The organism is Deinococcus arboris, from assembly GCF_009755355.1.
Lineage (GTDB): Bacteria > Deinococcota > Deinococci > Deinococcales > Deinococcaceae > Deinococcus > Deinococcus betulae.
The window spans coordinates 45,380-61,631 of the sequence record NZ_WQLB01000026.1 but is presented as its reverse complement, the minus strand read 5'-3'; the positions used below and the strand labels follow the sequence as shown (position 1 = coordinate 61,631).

The 16,252-nt window shown below is 65.4% G+C and carries 26 protein-coding genes; 6 read left to right on the top strand and 20 right to left on the bottom strand.

Going from position 1 to position 16,252, the window contains the following annotated elements; genetic code table 11:
* From GO986_RS16525 to GO986_RS16500, 6 genes are all read right to left on the bottom strand, one after another.
* Positions 1–189, bottom strand: a 189-nt coding sequence (locus tag GO986_RS16525; RefSeq protein WP_157460409.1) for a hypothetical protein, incomplete at its 3' end; no start/stop codon positions are given.
* Positions 186–464 carry a hypothetical protein gene (locus tag GO986_RS16520; protein WP_157460408.1) on the bottom strand — a complete coding sequence of 93 codons (279 nt, stop codon included), beginning with the start codon at positions 462–464 and terminating at the stop codon, positions 186–188. The genes GO986_RS16520 and GO986_RS16525, both read right to left, overlap by 4 nt.
* Positions 461–736 (bottom strand): hypothetical protein, encoded by a 276-nt coding sequence (locus GO986_RS16515; protein ID WP_157460407.1) that lies wholly within the window; start codon positions 734–736, stop codon positions 461–463. Before GO986_RS16515 ends, GO986_RS16520 begins: the two co-directional genes overlap by 4 nt.
* Complete coding sequence (locus GO986_RS16510) at positions 733–927, bottom strand: hypothetical protein (RefSeq protein WP_157460406.1); 195 nt, start codon at positions 925–927, stop codon at positions 733–735. Before GO986_RS16510 ends, GO986_RS16515 begins: the two co-directional genes overlap by 4 nt.
* Positions 928–930: 3 nt before the next feature.
* A complete protein-coding gene (locus tag GO986_RS16505) occupies positions 931–1,128 on the bottom strand; it encodes a hypothetical protein (protein ID WP_157460405.1) in 198 nt (65 codons plus the stop codon).
* On the bottom strand, positions 1,125–1,472 hold the full coding sequence (locus GO986_RS16500; protein ID WP_157460404.1) for a hypothetical protein: 348 nt from the start codon (positions 1,470–1,472) through the stop codon (positions 1,125–1,127). Before GO986_RS16500 ends, GO986_RS16505 begins: the two co-directional genes overlap by 4 nt.
* A 110-nt stretch (positions 1,473–1,582) precedes the next feature.
* Between GO986_RS16500 and GO986_RS16495 the strand changes: the two genes are divergently transcribed.
* A complete protein-coding gene (locus tag GO986_RS16495) occupies positions 1,583–2,200 on the top strand; it encodes a ParA family protein (protein WP_157460403.1) in 618 nt (205 codons plus the stop codon).
* Positions 2,197–2,523, top strand: a complete 327-nt coding sequence (locus GO986_RS16490) for a hypothetical protein (RefSeq protein WP_157460402.1) — start codon at positions 2,197–2,199, stop codon at positions 2,521–2,523. The genes GO986_RS16495 and GO986_RS16490 overlap by 4 nt, the downstream gene beginning before the upstream one ends.
* A 42-nt stretch (positions 2,524–2,565) precedes the next feature.
* Here the strand turns inward: GO986_RS16490 and GO986_RS16485 are convergent, their stop codons facing one another.
* The 12 genes from GO986_RS16485 to GO986_RS16430 all read right to left on the bottom strand — a co-directional run bounded on the left by GO986_RS16485 (position 2,566) and on the right by GO986_RS16430 (position 9,593).
* On the bottom strand, positions 2,566–2,718 hold the full coding sequence (locus GO986_RS16485; RefSeq protein WP_157460401.1) for a hypothetical protein: 153 nt from the start codon (positions 2,716–2,718) through the stop codon (positions 2,566–2,568).
* The gene (locus GO986_RS16480; protein ID WP_198170750.1) at positions 2,711–4,078 is read right to left on the bottom strand and encodes a replicative DNA helicase; all 1,368 of its coding nucleotides are present in this window, start codon (positions 4,076–4,078) and stop codon (positions 2,711–2,713) included. Before GO986_RS16480 ends, GO986_RS16485 begins: the two co-directional genes overlap by 8 nt.
* Positions 4,075–5,079, bottom strand: a complete 1,005-nt coding sequence (locus tag GO986_RS16475) for a hypothetical protein (protein ID WP_157460399.1) — start codon at positions 5,077–5,079, stop codon at positions 4,075–4,077. Before GO986_RS16475 ends, GO986_RS16480 begins: the two co-directional genes overlap by 4 nt.
* A 253-nt stretch (positions 5,080–5,332) precedes the next feature.
* Positions 5,333–5,566 (bottom strand): hypothetical protein, encoded by a 234-nt coding sequence (locus GO986_RS16470; RefSeq protein ID WP_157460398.1) that lies wholly within the window; start codon positions 5,564–5,566, stop codon positions 5,333–5,335.
* Between the two features lie 3 nt (positions 5,567–5,569).
* The gene (locus tag GO986_RS16465) at positions 5,570–5,881 is read right to left on the bottom strand and encodes a hypothetical protein (RefSeq protein WP_157460397.1); all 312 of its coding nucleotides are present in this window, start codon (positions 5,879–5,881) and stop codon (positions 5,570–5,572) included.
* Positions 5,882–5,889: 8 nt separating this feature from the next.
* Positions 5,890–6,408, bottom strand: coding sequence for a hypothetical protein (locus GO986_RS16460; RefSeq protein WP_157460396.1), 519 nt, complete (start codon positions 6,406–6,408; stop codon positions 5,890–5,892).
* Positions 6,405–7,148 carry an antA/AntB antirepressor family protein gene (locus GO986_RS16455; protein WP_157460395.1) on the bottom strand — a complete coding sequence of 248 codons (744 nt, stop codon included), beginning with the start codon at positions 7,146–7,148 and terminating at the stop codon, positions 6,405–6,407. The genes GO986_RS16460 and GO986_RS16455 overlap by 4 nt, the downstream gene beginning before the upstream one ends.
* Positions 7,141–7,677 (bottom strand): hypothetical protein, encoded by a 537-nt coding sequence (locus GO986_RS16450; protein ID WP_157460394.1) that lies wholly within the window; start codon positions 7,675–7,677, stop codon positions 7,141–7,143. Before GO986_RS16450 ends, GO986_RS16455 begins: the two co-directional genes overlap by 8 nt.
* A gap of 142 nt (positions 7,678–7,819) precedes the next feature.
* Positions 7,820–8,125 (bottom strand): hypothetical protein, encoded by a 306-nt coding sequence (locus GO986_RS16445; protein WP_157460393.1) that lies wholly within the window; start codon positions 8,123–8,125, stop codon positions 7,820–7,822.
* Between the two features lie 115 nt (positions 8,126–8,240).
* On the bottom strand, positions 8,241–9,017 hold the full coding sequence (locus tag GO986_RS16440; protein ID WP_157460392.1) for a hypothetical protein: 777 nt from the start codon (positions 9,015–9,017) through the stop codon (positions 8,241–8,243).
* Positions 9,017–9,379 (bottom strand): hypothetical protein, encoded by a 363-nt coding sequence (locus tag GO986_RS16435; RefSeq protein WP_157460391.1) that lies wholly within the window; start codon positions 9,377–9,379, stop codon positions 9,017–9,019. The genes GO986_RS16440 and GO986_RS16435 overlap by 1 nt, the downstream gene beginning before the upstream one ends.
* Positions 9,380–9,425: 46 nt before the next feature.
* Positions 9,426–9,593, bottom strand: coding sequence for a hypothetical protein (locus tag GO986_RS16430; protein ID WP_157460390.1), 168 nt, complete (start codon positions 9,591–9,593; stop codon positions 9,426–9,428).
* Between the two features lie 122 nt (positions 9,594–9,715).
* On the opposite strand from GO986_RS16430, the gene GO986_RS16425 reads away from it, so the two are divergent.
* Positions 9,716–10,684 (top strand): tyrosine-type recombinase/integrase, encoded by a 969-nt coding sequence (locus tag GO986_RS16425; protein WP_157460389.1) that lies wholly within the window; start codon positions 9,716–9,718, stop codon positions 10,682–10,684.
* Positions 10,685–10,976: 292 nt separating this feature from the next.
* On the opposite strand, the gene GO986_RS16420 is transcribed toward GO986_RS16425, so the two are convergent.
* A complete protein-coding gene (locus tag GO986_RS16420; RefSeq protein WP_157460388.1) occupies positions 10,977–11,483 on the bottom strand; it encodes a hypothetical protein in 507 nt (168 codons plus the stop codon).
* Positions 11,480–11,740: a helix-turn-helix domain-containing protein gene (locus GO986_RS16415; RefSeq protein ID WP_157460387.1), complete on the bottom strand. Its 261-nt coding sequence runs from the start codon at positions 11,738–11,740 to the stop codon at positions 11,480–11,482. Before GO986_RS16415 ends, GO986_RS16420 begins: the two co-directional genes overlap by 4 nt.
* Before the next feature lie 129 nt (positions 11,741–11,869).
* Between GO986_RS16415 and GO986_RS16410 the strand changes: the two genes are divergently transcribed.
* From GO986_RS16410 to GO986_RS16400, 3 genes are all read left to right on the top strand, one after another.
* On the top strand, positions 11,870–12,427 hold the full coding sequence (locus tag GO986_RS16410; protein WP_157460386.1) for a helix-turn-helix domain-containing protein: 558 nt from the start codon (positions 11,870–11,872) through the stop codon (positions 12,425–12,427).
* A gap of 237 nt (positions 12,428–12,664) precedes the next feature.
* Positions 12,665–15,592 (top strand): AfsR/SARP family transcriptional regulator, encoded by a 2,928-nt coding sequence (locus GO986_RS16405; protein ID WP_157460385.1) that lies wholly within the window; start codon positions 12,665–12,667, stop codon positions 15,590–15,592.
* Positions 15,589–16,233: a ribonuclease HI gene (locus tag GO986_RS16400; RefSeq protein WP_157460384.1), complete on the top strand. Its 645-nt coding sequence runs from the start codon at positions 15,589–15,591 to the stop codon at positions 16,231–16,233. The genes GO986_RS16405 and GO986_RS16400 overlap by 4 nt, the downstream gene beginning before the upstream one ends.
* Positions 16,234–16,252 lie beyond the last annotated feature (19 nt).

The following is a 16,252-nucleotide window of genomic DNA, read 5'->3' as shown; positions in this document are numbered from 1 at the left end:
ATCCCCCTGGAACAGGGCTTCGGTCAGGTAACCGTTGCTGTGACTGGCCGGCAGATAGGTGTCGGGCAGGCTGGCTGGCCCCGTGGGGAGGCCCAGGTTCTGGCGGGCCTGCGCGCGGCGGGCCGGGTCTATGATCCGCTCCAGATACGCCTCGGCCTCCGCCCGCGTGCTGAAGGTCCCGTATCTCATGCCACCCGCCCCGTCACGATCTCCGTGAACGTCAGGCGGTGCCGCCGGACCACCAGCTGGGCCTCTACGGCCAGGCGCCGCGCCGTCGCCTCTTCATTCATCCACAGGGCCTGCAGCAGGCTCACCAGCAACTCGCGGGTCAGGCCCACCGCCCGCGCCCGCAGGTGCGGCTGGTCTGGCAAGGGCCCCAGCGGTGTGCGCTGCCGCACGCACGCCACGAGCACCGGGGGCAGCAGGCCCGCCGCCGCGTCCTCAATCGTCCGGGCGCGGGTCACGCCGCCCCCGCCACGTGGGCATGCCGCCCGTACCACGCCAGCGCCGCCGCCCACGCCAGCGCCAGCGCCATTTCAGGCTGGACGTGGTATTTGATCGGGCGACCCTGCGAGGGGAGGCCGGCCCACATCGGATGCCACACCATGGCGCGGAATTTCCCTTTTCTGCTGCGCCATTTCAGGGTGTAGTCGTACCCCTGCACCTGCAGGGCCTCCATCACCTCGACCAATGAGGGCGGCTGGGCCACGTCGAAGGGGATGGCGGGGACTTTCACAGCCCTTCCCCCCCGAACACCCGCAGCATCGTGTCGTCATCCACCCCGCGCCCGCTCTGCGCCACCATCTGCTCGGCGTCCGCCGCGGCCTGGGCTTCGGGGGTCTGGGGGGCGGCCATGCGGCACAGAACCAGCAGCAGAGCGGCCAGGGGCGTGGCGACGGCGAGGGCGATGAAGAATGGTAGTTCCATAAGTCAGACCTCCTCAGGGTTCAGGCCCAGGGCGCGCAGGGCGTCCCGTTCCACGCGCAGGCGGGCTTCCAGGTCGGCGTTCGGGCCGTGTTCGTCCAGTTCGGCGAGCGTGGCCCGCACCCGCAGCAGGGCGGCCACCTCTTCCGGCGTGGCGGAGTTGTAGGCAGCCTCCAGGTCCAGGCCGATGTCATCCGGGCTCATTCCGTGCCCCCCAGGGCCGCCACAGCCCCAGCGCGCGCAGCGGCCCCGACCTCCCTGGCCCGCGCCGGTGTCAACCAGGGCAGGCCGAGGGCCACCAGGAGGTCACGGGTCATGTCCAGAGCGGCGCGGTCAATCAGGTTCAGGCGGGCGGCGGTCAGGGGCACAGTGGCTGCGCGGATAGGCGGGCTGACCGCCATGTGCTCCGGGGTGTGGTGAGTGACGGTGGGGGGCGCGGCTTTTTTAAACTGGTCGAATTCGACCGTTTTAGCCCGTTCGTCAACTTCCCCAACCTCCTCGAATTCGAGGGGTTTAACCTGCTGCGCGTCCAATCGGGCGGCGGTCATGGCTCTCAGCTCCTTTCGGTCCTTCTTCGTTCCTGGCATCAGGGTTTCCTCTTTTCAGGAATTCAGGGCTTCGGGAAAACGGGTTTACGGGGCTTCAGGAAGCCAGGACAATGCGGCCTGTGTTACGAATCGCGATTGCGAACGACAAGGGCGGCGTGGGCAAAACCACGACCGCTGTCACCCTGGCCGCCCTGCTGGCCCCCAAAGGCCGCACCCTGTTGGTGGACGGGGACGAGAAGACCGCCAGCGCCCTGGAGTGGCACGCGGCCGGCGAGGGCCTGCCCTGCGAGGTGGTGTCGCTGGAGACGTTCGGGGCGGTGGACCTGGCCGGCGTCGAGTACCTGGTGCTGGACACCAAGGCCGGCGAGGACAGCAGCGAACTGCTGGGGCTGGCCCAGACGGTGGACCTGCTGATCGTGCCGACCAAACCCGACGCCCTGAGCCTGCGCGCCCTGCCCCGCACCCTGGCGCCGCTGATTCAGGCGGGGGTGGAGAACTTCCGCGTGCTGATTACGGACGTGCCGCCTGCCCCCAGCACCGACGGGCACGAGGCGCGGGCCGCCCTGATGGAGATGGGGGTTCCCGTGTTTGCCCGCGACATTCGCCGGGCCAGCGCCTTCAACAAGGCAGCGCTGGCCGGCGTGCCGGTGCGGGCGGTGCGGGGGGACCAACGGGCGAAGCTGGCCAGCATGGATTACGAACTGGTCCTGCGCGAGATTCTCTCGTGAAGTACGGCAGCGCGCTGAAAAAACTCCAGACAACAGGAATACCGGAAGAGAAGAATTCAGGAATTCAGGAAGACCAGAATCCTGGGGACCCTGAACAGCCGACCTCCGGAAGTCAGGAAGCCCTGAAGACAGGTTCCCAGGAAGCCGGGAATTCAGGAATTCAGGGGAAGACGAATGCTGGAAAGCCGGAGAAGGAGAAGTACAGCACGCTGCTGCCGAGCACCACGGTGGAGGCCCTGAAGCTCTACGCGGTGCGGCACCGTATGAAGGACTGGGAAGTGGTGGACGCGGCGCTGCGGGCGTACCTGCGGGACCGGGAATAGCGTGAAGGGCTGGCCGTGCGGGCGCGGGAGCAGTGAGCCGGGTCATGCCGCCCGCCTCGCCCGCTTGAGCCGGGCTTCCACCTTCGGGCCATAGTGCTGCTGCAGGGTGGCCAGGGTAGTGGCGCGCTCGGCACCGGTCAGCTTGGCCAACTCGGTGGCCCAGAATAGGGCCAGTTCGGGGGTCAGCTCACGCATGGCTGCTCCGGTAGGCCAAGTCATCAAAGCGCACGAACGGGGCTTGCCAGGTCACTTTGACGGTGGCAATAGGGCCACTACGGTTTTTTCCGATGATCAGCTCGGCGACGCCCTGCTGATCGGTCTGGGGGTTGTACACCTCATCGCGGTAAATGAACACAATCACGTCCGCATCCTGCTCAATGCTGCCGCTGTCGCGCAGGTCAGACGGTATAGGGCGCCGGTCTGCCCGCTGCTCCACACCACGGTTCAGCTGAGACAGCGCAATCACCGGGATGTTCAATTCCAGCGCCAGGCTTTTGAGGGCCGTCGTCACTTCTGTGACCCGCGCGGTCGCGTTGTCAGCAGACCGGCCGGACACCTGCACCAGCTGGATGTAATCGAGGATGAAGAGTTTCAAGGGCTCACGGGCATGCGCGCGCCGCACTTCACCGATCAGTTCCTGCAGGCGCAGACTACTTTTCGACAGGATACGGAAGGGCAGATCAGCCAAGCGCTCCGTGCTCGCGCGTAGGCGCTGACGGTCCCGTTCGGTGAGGGCTTCACCAGGGGCCGCGTCCCCAATCCGGTTAACTCCCAGGCGACCCATGTTGACCTTGGCCTCTGCGGCCAGCAGGCGAGCACTGATCTCGGTCGCCGGCATCTCGATGCTGAACCCCAGCACTCGACCAGCCGATTTCGCCACATAGGCCGCCACCTGGAAGCCCAGGGCGCTCTTGCCCATCGCCGGCCGCGCCGCCACCACATACAGACGGCCAGGCTGCAACCCCCCAAGAGCGCCGTCGAGGTCTTTCAGGCCCGTGCTGACGCCACGGCTACCCGTGCCCGTTTCGGCTTCATGGAGCACCTGACGCATGGCGTCGCCCACCGCCACACTCTGATCATCCTCGCCAAATTCAAGAGCGGGGGGGATGGTGGCGAGGGTGTGGATGTCTTCCAGCGCCATATCGCCGGCGTAGGCGTGCCGCATAACCGTTCCCGCATGACGAATGAGGGCCCGACGGTGAGCGTGCTCCAGAACGATCCGGCCGTAATGCTCGGCATAGGCCGCCGTCGGAACTTCATCGGCCAGTCCCATGAGGTAAGTCAGGCCCCCAGCATTGTCCAGATCACCTGTCCGAGTCAGCTGAGCAGACAGGGTGGTGAGATCGGCCGGAATCTCCTGACCGGCCAGAATCCCAATAGCCCGCCAAATCAGCCGGTGACTCTCCAAATAGAAATCCTCTTCGTTCAGCGTGACCAGAACCGGGTTGCGAACCAGATCGGGGTCCAGCAGCACACTGCCCAGCACGCTGACCTCAGCAGCCCTGTGATGGGGCGGCACGCGCGGGCCAAGGGTAGAACCATCAAAGTCGCTCACGCGGCCCCTCCACGGCGCTCCCAGGAGCACACAAGGCCAATTGCCGCCTCAGCCAGATTCGCTTCTCGCCAGAACACATACCCAGAGTCCACATAGTCCACCGTGGCCACCTGGCCGGCCGGCGTCACAAACTGCGCCCCTTCTGAGATCTGATCGGCGCCCACATTCAGCAACCGCTGCCGCTCGGCGCGGCGCGCAACATCTGCGGCCTTCTGTGTCCGTTGACGCTCCATGCGTGCCCTCAGCAGTGCCGAAGGGTCAGTGGCGCGGTTGCCCATGAGCATCACACTCACACCGGCTTCCTTGAGTTCCGCACCCAGGCCTTCATCGGTCCAGGCCGCCCATTGACTCAGGGTGAGATTCAGGGCCGGTCCTGGCCCGAAGCCCAGGTGATCAATCCATTCTTGAAAGACACCAGCAACACCACCACCAGCAAGCGCTGCGCGCGCTTCAATCGCCTCTGGTGTTGGTGTTGTTGGTTTTATCTTTAATAAGGAAGAGTCCGCCAAGTTGGCGGAGCCCTCCGCCCGTACATCACGGGGCTCCGCCACGCCTTCCGCCAACTTGGCGGACTCCGCTGGGACAGTGTTTTCCTGATACCCCCCCTGATTTTCATCGTCTGGGTGGACTCCGCCACTTTGGCGGACTGCGCTGGGCGCGGGTTTTTCGGCCTGAAATTCCAGCTCTTCCAGGGCCGCGTAATTGACCGCGTAGAAGAGGGTGCGGTCATCTGCGTCCCGGTTGAACTCATCCGTGGTCTCAATCAGGGCCTGGTTGCGGAGGCTGGTGATGATGCGCTCGACCGTGCGTTTGCTCCAGAACTTGAAGGTCCGGCACCATTCCTCGACCTTGATGCTGTACCAGCGGCGGCCCCCGATCAGGCGGCAATTCAGGCTGAGGAAGTGGAGCTGCTGCAGGAAGATGGCTTCGTTCAGCCCGATCTTTTCGGCCAGGCTGGGCAGCACCTGGAGGGGGGTTTCATTGATCAGTAAGCGGCTCATCTCTGGGCTCCAACGCGCCCTTGGGGTACGTCAACCCCACTGGGTCCGTTGACCCAGCCCGCACACCCGCGTACAGTGTGCGTAAGGCGTATGCCGCCGCTGCTCAAGCGGAAGCGATCTAAAACAACACGGGATTCGGGTTTTTGTAGCCCCCAGACGCGGTTTCGCAGACCAACTCTGGGGGTTTCCCGTGGGCCTGTCTCACGTTGGCCAGCGGAAGTACCTTGAGCATAGCAGTCAAACCCGCGTGCCATCACACTTGCCCCGGCACCTTGTGCGGGTACTCGGCCTGGCAGGCGGCCAGCACGGCCGAGGCCTGCGCCTTGGTCAACCCCCGCCAGTGCAGCAGCCGTTTCAGGCCCAGCGCCTGCCGGGCGTACTCCGTGAAGGTGTAGAGGGCGTGGTATTTCTGCCCCGCCAGCTTCGGGATGTGCTGGCGCAGGTAGCGGGCGAACTGCACCTGCTCCTCGTCGGTCATGGCGGCCACGGCTCACGCCTCCCTCCACGTCGGCAACGGCGCGGGCACGGGCGCATTCCGGGCGCGCTCGGCCTGCAGGGCGTCAAAGAGGTGCTGGTTGCAGTCCAGCGCGTCATCCCGCTCTTCGGCGTACAGGTGGGCCAGAGCCTGGGCGTGGCGGAGGTCGGCCGCCAGGGCGTCACGCCGCTCACCGCTCAGCTCAAGTGCCTGAGCTTGCTCCTGCACTGTGGCGCGGGCCGCGTTGCGCTGTGCCCGGAGGTGCAGGCTGAGGGCGATGAAATACACCAGGCACCCCAGCACGCTCCCCAGGGCGACCGCTTCCATCCCCGCGCTCATCCCTCACGCTTCGGCGCGGGCAGGCGCAGGCCGGTGACCAGCTGGGCGTAGGCGAGCAGGGCGGCCAGGGCGGGGTGGGTGGCGGTGGTGCTGATGGTGTGCCCGTCACCCTGCACGATGGCGGTCACGTCCTGCGTGGCCATAGTGGTCGCCTGGTTGCAGGGCTCACACACCGTGGTCAGGCGGTAGCCCTGGTCCCAGCAGCGGCGCCAGATGGCCCCGAAAACGGCGCAGGTCTCGCGCTCGGCGCTCCACTCCACCAGGTATTCCCCGGTTTTGGGGTCAGGGGTATCCCGCAGCAGCAGGCCGGCTAGGTCGGCACCCGAGTCCCAGTCCAACAGCGTCAGTTCCCGCGCGGTGTACAGGGTGCCGCCGGGCAGCTGTTCGGGGCTCAGCAGCTCGTGGCGGCCTTCGCGTGGCCCCAGCTGGGCTTCGTTCGGCCGGGCCGCGCACAGGGCCTCCAGCAGCCGCACAGGCGTCAGCGGGGCGTTGCGAGAGAAGGGGAGGGTGGTCATGCGCCCCGGCCTCCCAGCAAGCGCCCCCGGCTGTGTTCAGCGATCAGGCCGCGCAGGTAGCCGCAGGCCTCGTCAAAGCGGCGCGTGGGCAAGCTGCTGTACTTCGCCATCGGCACGCCCGCCTGACCAAAGTGCGCCTTAAAGGCGCGGTACGCCGCCGGGTAACTTCCGGGCATAACTTTGCCCAGTTCCTGGCACAGCGCCTTGATCGTCCCTTCCTGCTCGGGAAACATCAGGATAGGCGTGTTATCCAGGCGTGTTTCTAGGGCTGCTGTGGCGTCCTGAAGCGCCCGTACCGCCTGCTGGTTCTGGCGGATGCCTTGCAGGCTCAGCTCCAGCAGTTCAATGGGGTCGGTGGGCAGGGTAAGGACCGGCAGCGTGGGGGTGGGTGTGCCTTCGCGCAGGGCCCGCTCGGCGTCAATGAAGTACCGGCGGATGGCTTTGCCCCGAGAGGTGCGCTCCAACATGGCAATCTCTTTGGCGAGGTCAAGGCTGAGCTGGTATTGGTGCGCTGGGCGCCCACCTTCGGGGGTTTTACTCAGATCTGAGTGAAAGTCCTCGCCTTCAGTGGCCAGCGTGTCGGCCAGGCGCCGGGTGATCCAGTCACTGAAGCGCGTGCCGCTGCCCAGCGCCGCATGGAGCAGGCGGGCATCTATCCAATAGGCGCCTTGGTTTTCGCGCAGGGGGATGAGGGCGCCCAGTCCGGCCTGATCCTGCTGTGCAGGGATGAGGTCAGGCATGGGCGGTGATCTCCGCACGGGTCAAGAGGCCAGAGAAATATCCCTCAGACTGCTCAAGGGGTGTTCCCCCCACTGGTCCGCCAAAGGGGTCAAGGCGACCCTGGACCAGCTCTTCGGCCCAGATCCTCAGCAAATGGGGTAAAACGGCAAGGTCTGAGCCGTAATCACCCAGGTAGGGGTCGGCCAAGTTGTAGGCGCTCTCAGGGTTGCTAGCGTCCGCATCCGGCTCGCAGGCTTCGCAAAGGGTCAGTTGGTAGGGGTTGTCGTAGCGGGGGAGCACACCCTTGAACTGCGCCCAGACCTTATGGTCGCTGAGGATGGCTTCCAACACGAAGACGCCCGTACTGGGGTTCTCGTCATCTTCGACACTGCGCTCATCAAGTTCCGGGAGGCCGATCAGCCAACGGTCGGTGCTGAGGCCGATTTCATCGCGGCCGGGGCGGTTCCAGCGGTAGGCGGTGCCTGCTGGTCCCTCCAGCTTCTCAATCAGGATGTAGTCGTTACTGCCGGTGTCCTGTATGCTGGTCACGTTCTGCTCCTTACGCAGGCGGCCCCTGGGACTCGACCCCTCGGGCCTTTTCTCTTTGCGCATCGCTGACCCTGCGCGCCTGGGTCGGTGGTGGAGGTGGACCCCCAAGCGAGGCCTTGGCCGGGCCTCTGCGGCGGCGGGGTCAGACGAATCTGGTTTTGTCTTCGTTCAGTCGCGGGGTGACGTGGAGCAGGTCGCCGCGCTTGTAGAGGGCGTTCACGCACTTCTGATGGGTGTCACCAGCGACGCGGTGTGAGGACAGTGCCCAGCCTTCCTCGCTGTACACAAAGGCCACATACCGCTGCTCGCCGTTCTCTTGGGGTTCGAGTGGGGTGTAGCGGTGGACCCGGATATGTCGGCGAGAATTGCCCGCCAGATAGTCCTCCAGGCTGATGGGGAGCGGGCCGGCGTAAGGCGTATGGATGGGGGACGTGGCTGGCTGGGTCATGATTTACTCCTCTGCCGCCGCAGCGGCTCGTGCAGGTGTGGGGTGAGGTCAGGGGGTCAGTTTGGGGCGGGGGTGAGCGGGCGCCCGACTCACCCCGCCAACATGAGAGGCTGCCTTACTTCGGCAGGCCGTAGAGAACTGGCCAGCGGCTGTCCGCATGCAGCGTCAGGTCCACGATCAGGTTCTGAATTGCCTGCTCCTGGGCTTCCCTCAAGTCGCCGTGCACGGTCTGCAAGATGAACTGGCTGCTGTCGTGGTCGTACTCCACGTAGACGGTGAACTCGTATTCGGTCTCGCGCCCTTCCACGATGTCGTAGACCGGCCCGCGCAGCGTGATCGTCTCCGGCGCGTCCTGGCCGTTGTCCTGGGCCACCTGCTGGCGGATGCGGCTGTCGAGCGCGTTGCTCAGTGGCCGGACCTGTACGGCGGTTTCCTGGTTGTTCGTGAACTTCAGGCTGGCGAAGGTGTTGGCCAGGCTGGGGTCGATGTGGTCATGCAGTTCTGTTCTCAGCAGCCGCACGAGCTGCTTCTGGCTATAGCCCGTGGGCTTCTTCCAGGCCTGAACGTATTGATACAGGGGATGCAGGGGCAGTTTCAGCGTGGCCGTCCAGCGGTGATCGCCGTCCTCGCAGACCAGGATGGCTTGATCGTCGCTGACATAGGCGGCCTGCACGTACTCGGCGGCTTCGTGGTCAGCTTTGGCTTTCAGGCTGGCCAGATCGAACAGGGCGGTGTCCTGAACGTCCAGGGGAATGCGGAAGGTGCAGGGGGTGCCGTCTAGGCCCCGCACCAGCAGCAGCTGGCCGGGCCGGACAGAGGGGCTCAGGATGCTGTTGGCTTCTTTGGTGAGGCGTTCGACTTCGGTGATGGCGTTCTTGTCGAGGTGTGACATCAGTTGCTCCCAGGCCGCAGCAGCGGCAGTTGCGAGAAGGTGGCTTCGGTGATGGGCTCACCCGTGGTGCTGACGCCGCTGTGGACGTTGAGGAACTCTTCGTTGCCGGACTGGGCGGGCTTGGTGAGCTTCACGGCAGCCTGCACGCCCACGTTGTTCAGGCCGGGGCGGCCCTGGTCGAGGCTGTTGGCTTTGGGGCGGAACTTGACCACGATGGTGACGGTGCGGGCGCTGTCGAGAGTGGGCCGGCGGGCGCAGTCGGCCATGGCTTCGGCGATGGCCATGTCGATGGCGTAGCCGATGCCGCCGACTTCCAGTTCGCCAAGGGTTTTGTGATTCAGTGCGGGCGCTTTGTCGGACATCTGGAGCTCCTGGGGTGAGAGGGCGGGGAAGGGGGCGGCGGACGGGTTAGGCGCGCAAGGGCTGAGGCCGGTAGTGCTGGCGCCAGCTGGGGGGCATGGCCCGGATCAGGGCGTCGGCTTCGCGGTCGTTCGCGGTGGTGAGGCGGCGGCGTTCGAAGCGGGTGCCGAGAGTGAAGGCGAGGCAGAAGGTCAGGAGGAGCCAGGTGGGTTTCATGGGGTGGACCTCCGAGAGAAAGAAGGTGAATTTCGAGTAATCAGGTGGGGCGGGGAAATGCAGCTTTCCCCGGACTTGGTAAGCCCGGCACTCTTCCAAAGCCCCGTGTTACCCTCCCCTCCATGACCCTCGCGTTGATGCAAGCCCGGATGCATCTCCAGGCCAACGCCCAGCAGGTGGCGGGGCTTCCGGCCGAAGAGAAGCGACGGCGAGCACTCCGGGCCATTCAGGAACGGGACCTCGACAGCCTCTGGGCTCTGGTCCTCGCCCACCTGGTCCTGCACAGCCGCCGCGGCGCCAAGATCAGCGCCAATACGCTGACCAAGTACCGCCAGGCCTACGAGATGTACTGGACCTGGACCGAACAGGCGGGCGTGATGATCACTCGGCCCCACAAAGACGCCGGGCTCAGTTACATCCGGTACCTGGAAGCCAACGGCCGCGTCCGCAGCACCGTGGGCTGGCACCTCGCCAGCTGCAAGGCCCTGTACGAAGCCCTGCGCTGGTGCAGCGCCACAGAGAGTGACCCCTTCCGCGACGTGCGCCCGGTCGCGGACGCCACACCCCAGCACCAGAAGGGCCGCCTTTACACCCAGGACCAGATCAGTGCCCTGCTGGGCGTAGCCAATGCCGAAGAGGCCGTCGTGGTGCTCCTGGGCGCCGACTGTGGCCTGCGCGTCAGCGAGATCATGGGCCTGCAACGCAGCCACCTGCATATGACGGAGGAACCGCCGACCGTCTATGTGCTGGGCAAGGGGGCGAAGACCAGAGAGGTGCCGCTCTCGCGCCGCACAGAGGCCGCGCTGCGCCGCTGGCTGGACATGACGCCCGGCTGGGGTCCGGCGCTGCTGGGGGCCACGAGTCCGGACTGGGCGGAATACACCATGAAGCGCTTGTGCAAGCAAGCGGGCGTGGAGTACGCCAAGCGCACGGTGCACGGGCTGCGCCGCACGGCGGGCACGCGCCTGTACGAAGAGACGCTGGACTTGCTCGAAACCCGCGACTTTCTGGGCCACAGCAGTGCGCAGACCACCGAGGTCTACGTGCAATACGCCCGGAACAAGAAGAAGCCCACGAACCGCGACTGGTGAGGTCATGGCTGGCCCCGCTTGGCTTTCGCGCGGCCTAGCAGCAGGGCTTTGGCCGGCACGCTGGGAGCGATCAGTTCGAAACCGTAGCCGAAGTGCTTGCCGGTCACCGCGAACACAGGCGCCTCGCACAGGCAGTCTGAGGCGGGGCCGCCGCAGCTCGAGCAGGTGCCACACCGGCAGCGGCTGTCATGGCGCCCGCACACCGTGCACCAAGCGCAGTGGCAGTTCCTGACCAGTTCCAGGCAGTACGGGCATTGCCCCTGGGCATTGATCAGGAAGGTCCGAGTGGCTGTCATGCCCCGGCCCCCGTCTCTTCCGCCCGGCACCGCTCCAGTTCGGTGGTCCAGAAAGCGATGCGCCGCAACGTCTTGGCCTGCTCGCCGTAGGCTTCACCTAGTTCCAGCAGCGCACGCCAGGGGCCGTCCTTGGTGGTGGGCTGGCTGTTCATGTCCGCCAGATATGCCGCCCCCTGAGCTTCCAGCGCGGCGGCCTGGGCCGCGTAATCCGTCACGGGGATTGGGGCCGGCGTGGGGGCGACGGCCCGGTCCTCGCTGGCCAGGGCGGCCACACGCAGGGCACGGGCGGCCTGCTCGATCAGCGCCTTCTGGGTGGCCACGGCCTCGTCGGTCTTGTGCGTGGCGCGCAGCATGCCGTGAGTCCCGTTCTGGTGGCCCCGCGCCCGGGCGTCCCGCACGGCTTGCTCGGCGGCCTTCAGCAAGCCGGACAAGGGTTCGACGGCGGCCCGGTACTGGCGCGAGGCCTCCCACAGGCTCAGAGCTGGCTCTGGCGCCCCGCTCATGCGAGGGCCTGCGCGGGGGGTGAGGCGGGTTCTGGTTCGATTTCCACTGTGACTGCCTCAGGGCTCACGCCGAGATAGTCACAAAGGGCTCTAAATTTGTTCCAGTCAAAGCTGCGGCGGCCAGGCACTTGCTCCCAAAGGTGGTAGCCCTGCCACGTTAACCCTGCAGCAGTTGCTGCTGAAGATTTACTGCCGTCACCGGCATTCTCTCTGGCCTCCTTCAGCTTGACGGGGTCAATCTGGCGCGGAGCTTTCATGTCCTAATACTAAAATGATTTTATATTCAGCGCAAGAGCATAAAATCCTTTCAGCCAAATATAGTCACATCAGCGCTCAATTCGCTTGTACTTTCTGGCACATATATAAAATCAGTTTATAGTGCGACTATGGCAGGTCGTCGGGCAGGGCAAAAATCAGATGGAGTTGCACAGGCGACCGAGGTTCCGGAAATCGCAAAGCGCCGAGGAGAGCGTCTGTCGGCTTGGCTACATGAACATGAGTTCAAGCCTGCCCAGTTTTCTCGACTGTCTGGCATCTCCGCGGCGATGCTCGGTAACTACATACGAGGTACCACCGATATTGGCAAGATGGGACCGAGTAACATCACGCAATTACTGGATGCCATGCATGTCAGCGACACATGGGCGTGGCGCTTTTTTGAAATTCCCGATGAGGATCGCAAATCCTGGCGATCAACTCGGCCTGCACCAATGGGGCCACCTGCCGAAGGCATGGCTCATTACACGACACATACGATTGATTCCATTGTTAAGGGTGAGTGGATCATCTCACCCCCCGTACTGATAACAGTTGACCCTCAGGAGCGCGCCGGCCTGCTACTCGCACAGGTTGGCAAGCGATATTGGCTTGCTGAACAGGACGCTCTACCTGCGTCTGCCGTAATTCTTGGTCAATTCAGAACGGCCGCTCCCGCAGTGTTCTAAGCGCATTCGCCACGCTGACACATGTCGATTCACAGGAAAATTTCAACTTATACCGCCCGAAGAATGGCTGTGCCGCGAACGGCGCTACCTTTCGGAGAAACTGTAGTTCACTGGCCGTCACCGCAGTCTTCAAGGTTAGGGGCATAAGGGTATACCCACCCTAAATACCCCCGCTGAAAATGGCTGAAAGTGGGTGTGGGACATGGTTTTTCGCCTCGCCCTCGCCTATCTTCAGCTATGCCCCATTCCAGACGCCGGAGTCAGCTTCCCTCTCCGGTTCGCGGTGAGATTCCCCGGACTGACCGCGTCAGAAGTGACGCGCAGATTTTGCTGCTGATTGCCCCTTCTGGCTACGGCAAAACCGTGCTGAGCGCACAGCTGGCCCGGCAGGCCGAGCAGGTGCCTCTCTGGGTGCGGGTCACCCGGGACGCGGCCGACCCCCGCACCCTGGGGGACCTCGTGGCTCGCGCGCTCCAGGGTGCAGGGTACGCCGCGCCAGAGTGGGCAGCGGCGCGGCAGGCCGACCTGGGGCCGGACTCATTCTCAGACGCCTTGCTGGCTGACCTAAGCGCCGTGCCAGATGATCTCTTCTTGGTGCTGGACAACGCAGAGCACCTCAGCGCCAGCTCGGCGGCGCTGCTGGCCACGGTTCTTGAGCAGTTGCCCTCCTGGCACCGCGCAGTCGTCAGCACCACGCCCGGCAGTCACCTGAACCTTATCCGCCTCATTGCCGCCGGCCAAGCCTGGGAACTGGGCGCTGATTCGCTGCGCTTCAATCTGGACAATACCCAGGCCTTTCTGGTCAACCTTGGGGCGCATGATCTGTCCTCTGCGCAGCAGTTGCAGGACCAGACGGACGGCTGGGCCGCAGCCCTGGCATTGGTGACCGCGCGAGGTGGGCAGGGCGATACGGCGGACATGGTGGAACACCTCCTGAGCCGCATGACGCCTCCGCTGCGCGACCTGGTGCTGCGCGCCGCCGTGGTGCCGTTGTGGGACAACCAGACGCCCCAGTGGCTGGGGCTGGCGCCGGCGCCAGATTGGCTGCGCGAGGTGAGCCGGGCCGGCCTTCCTGTGACCACCGAGGGCGCTGCCGTCCGGCCCCACGGGCTCGTCACCGACGCCCTTGACCAGATCCTGGCTCGGGACGGTGCGCTGTACACCAGTCTTCATCAGCACGCGGCGCAGCAGGCGGCGGAGGCCGGCCACCATTACCGCGCCCTGAATCACGCCCTCCGGGCTGGGCAGGACGCCTGGGCGGCTCAGCTGGTGCGTGACCATCTGCTGCTCAACTGGACGCGGCACTCCGCGTGGGGGTTGGCCGCCGAGACATTGGCACAGTTTCCTGAAGATCGCCTACCACCCGACCTGACGGCCTTCCTGGGCCTCGCCTATGGTGAAATCGGCCGTGGTCAGGAAGCGCAGGCCCTGTTCAGCCAGCAACTCGGCACAGGCCAGGAAACAGCGATCACGTATCTAGGGCTGGCATTCGCCTCTTTCCGGCAGGGCGGTCTCGACCAAGCCCGCACGATGGCCGAACAGGGCCTGCGGGCGGCGCAAACGCCCTATGAGCGCGCGCAACTCCTCAGGGTGCTGGCCACCCTCGATCTGAAAACGCTGCGCGTATCCGACGCCATGACGGCCGCTCGGCAGGCGAGCGCGATGGCCGAAACAGCCAACGATCCGTCACTGCTCATTTCAGCCCAGACCGTCGAATTCTGGGCACTGGCCCAACACTTGGACACGACCGCGCAGGCTGTCACCCTCGGCACACGCCTGTTGAAGATGGCGCTTTCAATGGGGTTCGTGAACAAGGGCCTGATCGTGCTCGACAGTCTGATTGAGGCCATGATTGACCTGGGGCAGACCGAGGACGCGCGTCCCTTGGTAGCGCAACTTCAGACGCAGGCGGACGCCTACCCGTACCTGCAGGGGAAAGCCGCGCAAAAGTCGGGCGACCAGCTGGTGTTTGACGGCCGACCGGCTGACGCCATTGACCAGTATCAGCGCGCAGCCGAGCTGTTTCAGGCACGGGGCGATCACACATGGGCCAGGGTGCGGATTTGCCAGTACCTGGCGGCGGTCGCGGCCAACCAGGCAGAGCGGTTTGAGGCGGCACTGCAGGAGGCGCTGGCCACAGCCTCCGAGGCCGACCTCAATGTCACTTGGACGGCGGCCGCGCATGCGGTTCGCAGCCTCTGCCGGGGCGATGCGGACGCTGCCCTGGAGGCGCTTGATCGCGTTCGCACCCAACGAGAGGCAAACGACATCCGCATGTTCTGGGGCAGCATCCTCTTCGACTATCTGGAGGCTGAGGCGCGCCTACGCCTGGGCCAACCGGTCGCAGACATCCTCCGGCGCGTGGGCGATGGCCGGCACCCACTAGGGACAGCCGCAGTGCTGCGTTTCTGCCCTCCCCAGTTCCGGCGCGCGGCCCGGGAGGCCCTGCGCCTGGGCATTCACCCCGACGTGTTTAAACCCTTACTTGAGGTTCCCGCACAGCCTGCCGCGCCACGTGTGCAGATACGCACGCTCGGCGCCTGGGCCATTCGAGTGGACGGGATAGCGATTAAAGCGCCGTCGCTGGCCGTTGAGTTGCTGGTCTACCTCGTGCTCAACGGGCCCACGAGTATTGAGCAGTTGGGCGCCCTGCTGGCCCCTCGGTCGCATGATGGCCGGGCGCGGATTCACCGGGCGAAGGCAGACCTGCAAAAGGCCGTAGGTTTGACGCTCTTGGGCACTGACGCCAACACGCAGGGCGGCCTGTACCGGGTGACTGACAGCGCCGACATTCAGCTAGACGCTCGGGGGCTGCTGAGCACGACAGATGCCGAGATGGTCCTCTCCCTGATGCGAGGCCCGTTTCTGTCCGGGGCGGCAGAAGAGGGCTGGGCCGGCGAGATGCGTGAGCGCCTGGCGCAGCGGGCCGCCGCCGTGTACGAGACTCGCGCGGCCGAACTGGAAGGGAACGCGCCGGACGACGCTCTGGTTTGGTACCGGCGCGCCGTTCAACTCACTCCCTGGAATGCAGCGCTCTGGGACGCGCGGCTGCGATTGAGTGAGGCCCTGGGTCTCGTGGCCGAGGCGGCCGAGGCCCGCGCCGCCCTTCGGGACATCGCTGCCGGAGACCTCCCAGCCGGCACGCTGTACGGCGAGCCAGCGTGACGGTCGTGGCACATACGGACGGGGCGGTGGTGCCCGGCGGCGCGGGCTGGGGCGTAATCATGCCTGGCCAGCCGGAGCGGCGCTTTTCGGGCATGCTCGACACCGGTGACGTGATGGTGGCCGAACTCTGGGCCGTAAAAATGGCGCTGCGGCACACCCCCAATGGTGCGGGCCTGGAGATCCATACCGATTCGCAGAGCTTGCCTGGCCTGCTGGGGCGGCACGACCAGGCAGGCGCCACCTGGAACCGGCAAGATCTGCGGGACCTGACCGGCAAAATTCTGAAGCGAGCGCAGCAACGCGGTATCGCCTTGACTTGCCTGTGGGCGCCGCGCGCTGACCCAATGCAGCAGGTGGCCCACGACCTGGCGGTGGCTGGTCGGGTACGCGGCAAAGGCGAAGAGGGCTGGTCAGTCCAGCTGGCCGGGAGCACGCTGGAGGTGTGGCAAGCCACACGTCGGGCGCGCAATGGCTGGGTGGTGGTGCTAGAGGGGTCACTGGCCAATGAGGCGACAGTCCGGGCGGTCCTGGCTGAGCTGCCCGAAACACCAGTGCCACTGTTCGTTCAGGAGTCACCGCCGGCCCTTGCGTCCGCCCTCCAGGCGCTGGCCACCGAGTTGGGCCGGACGCTGGCCACATGAAGAGCACCAGACCCTAGGG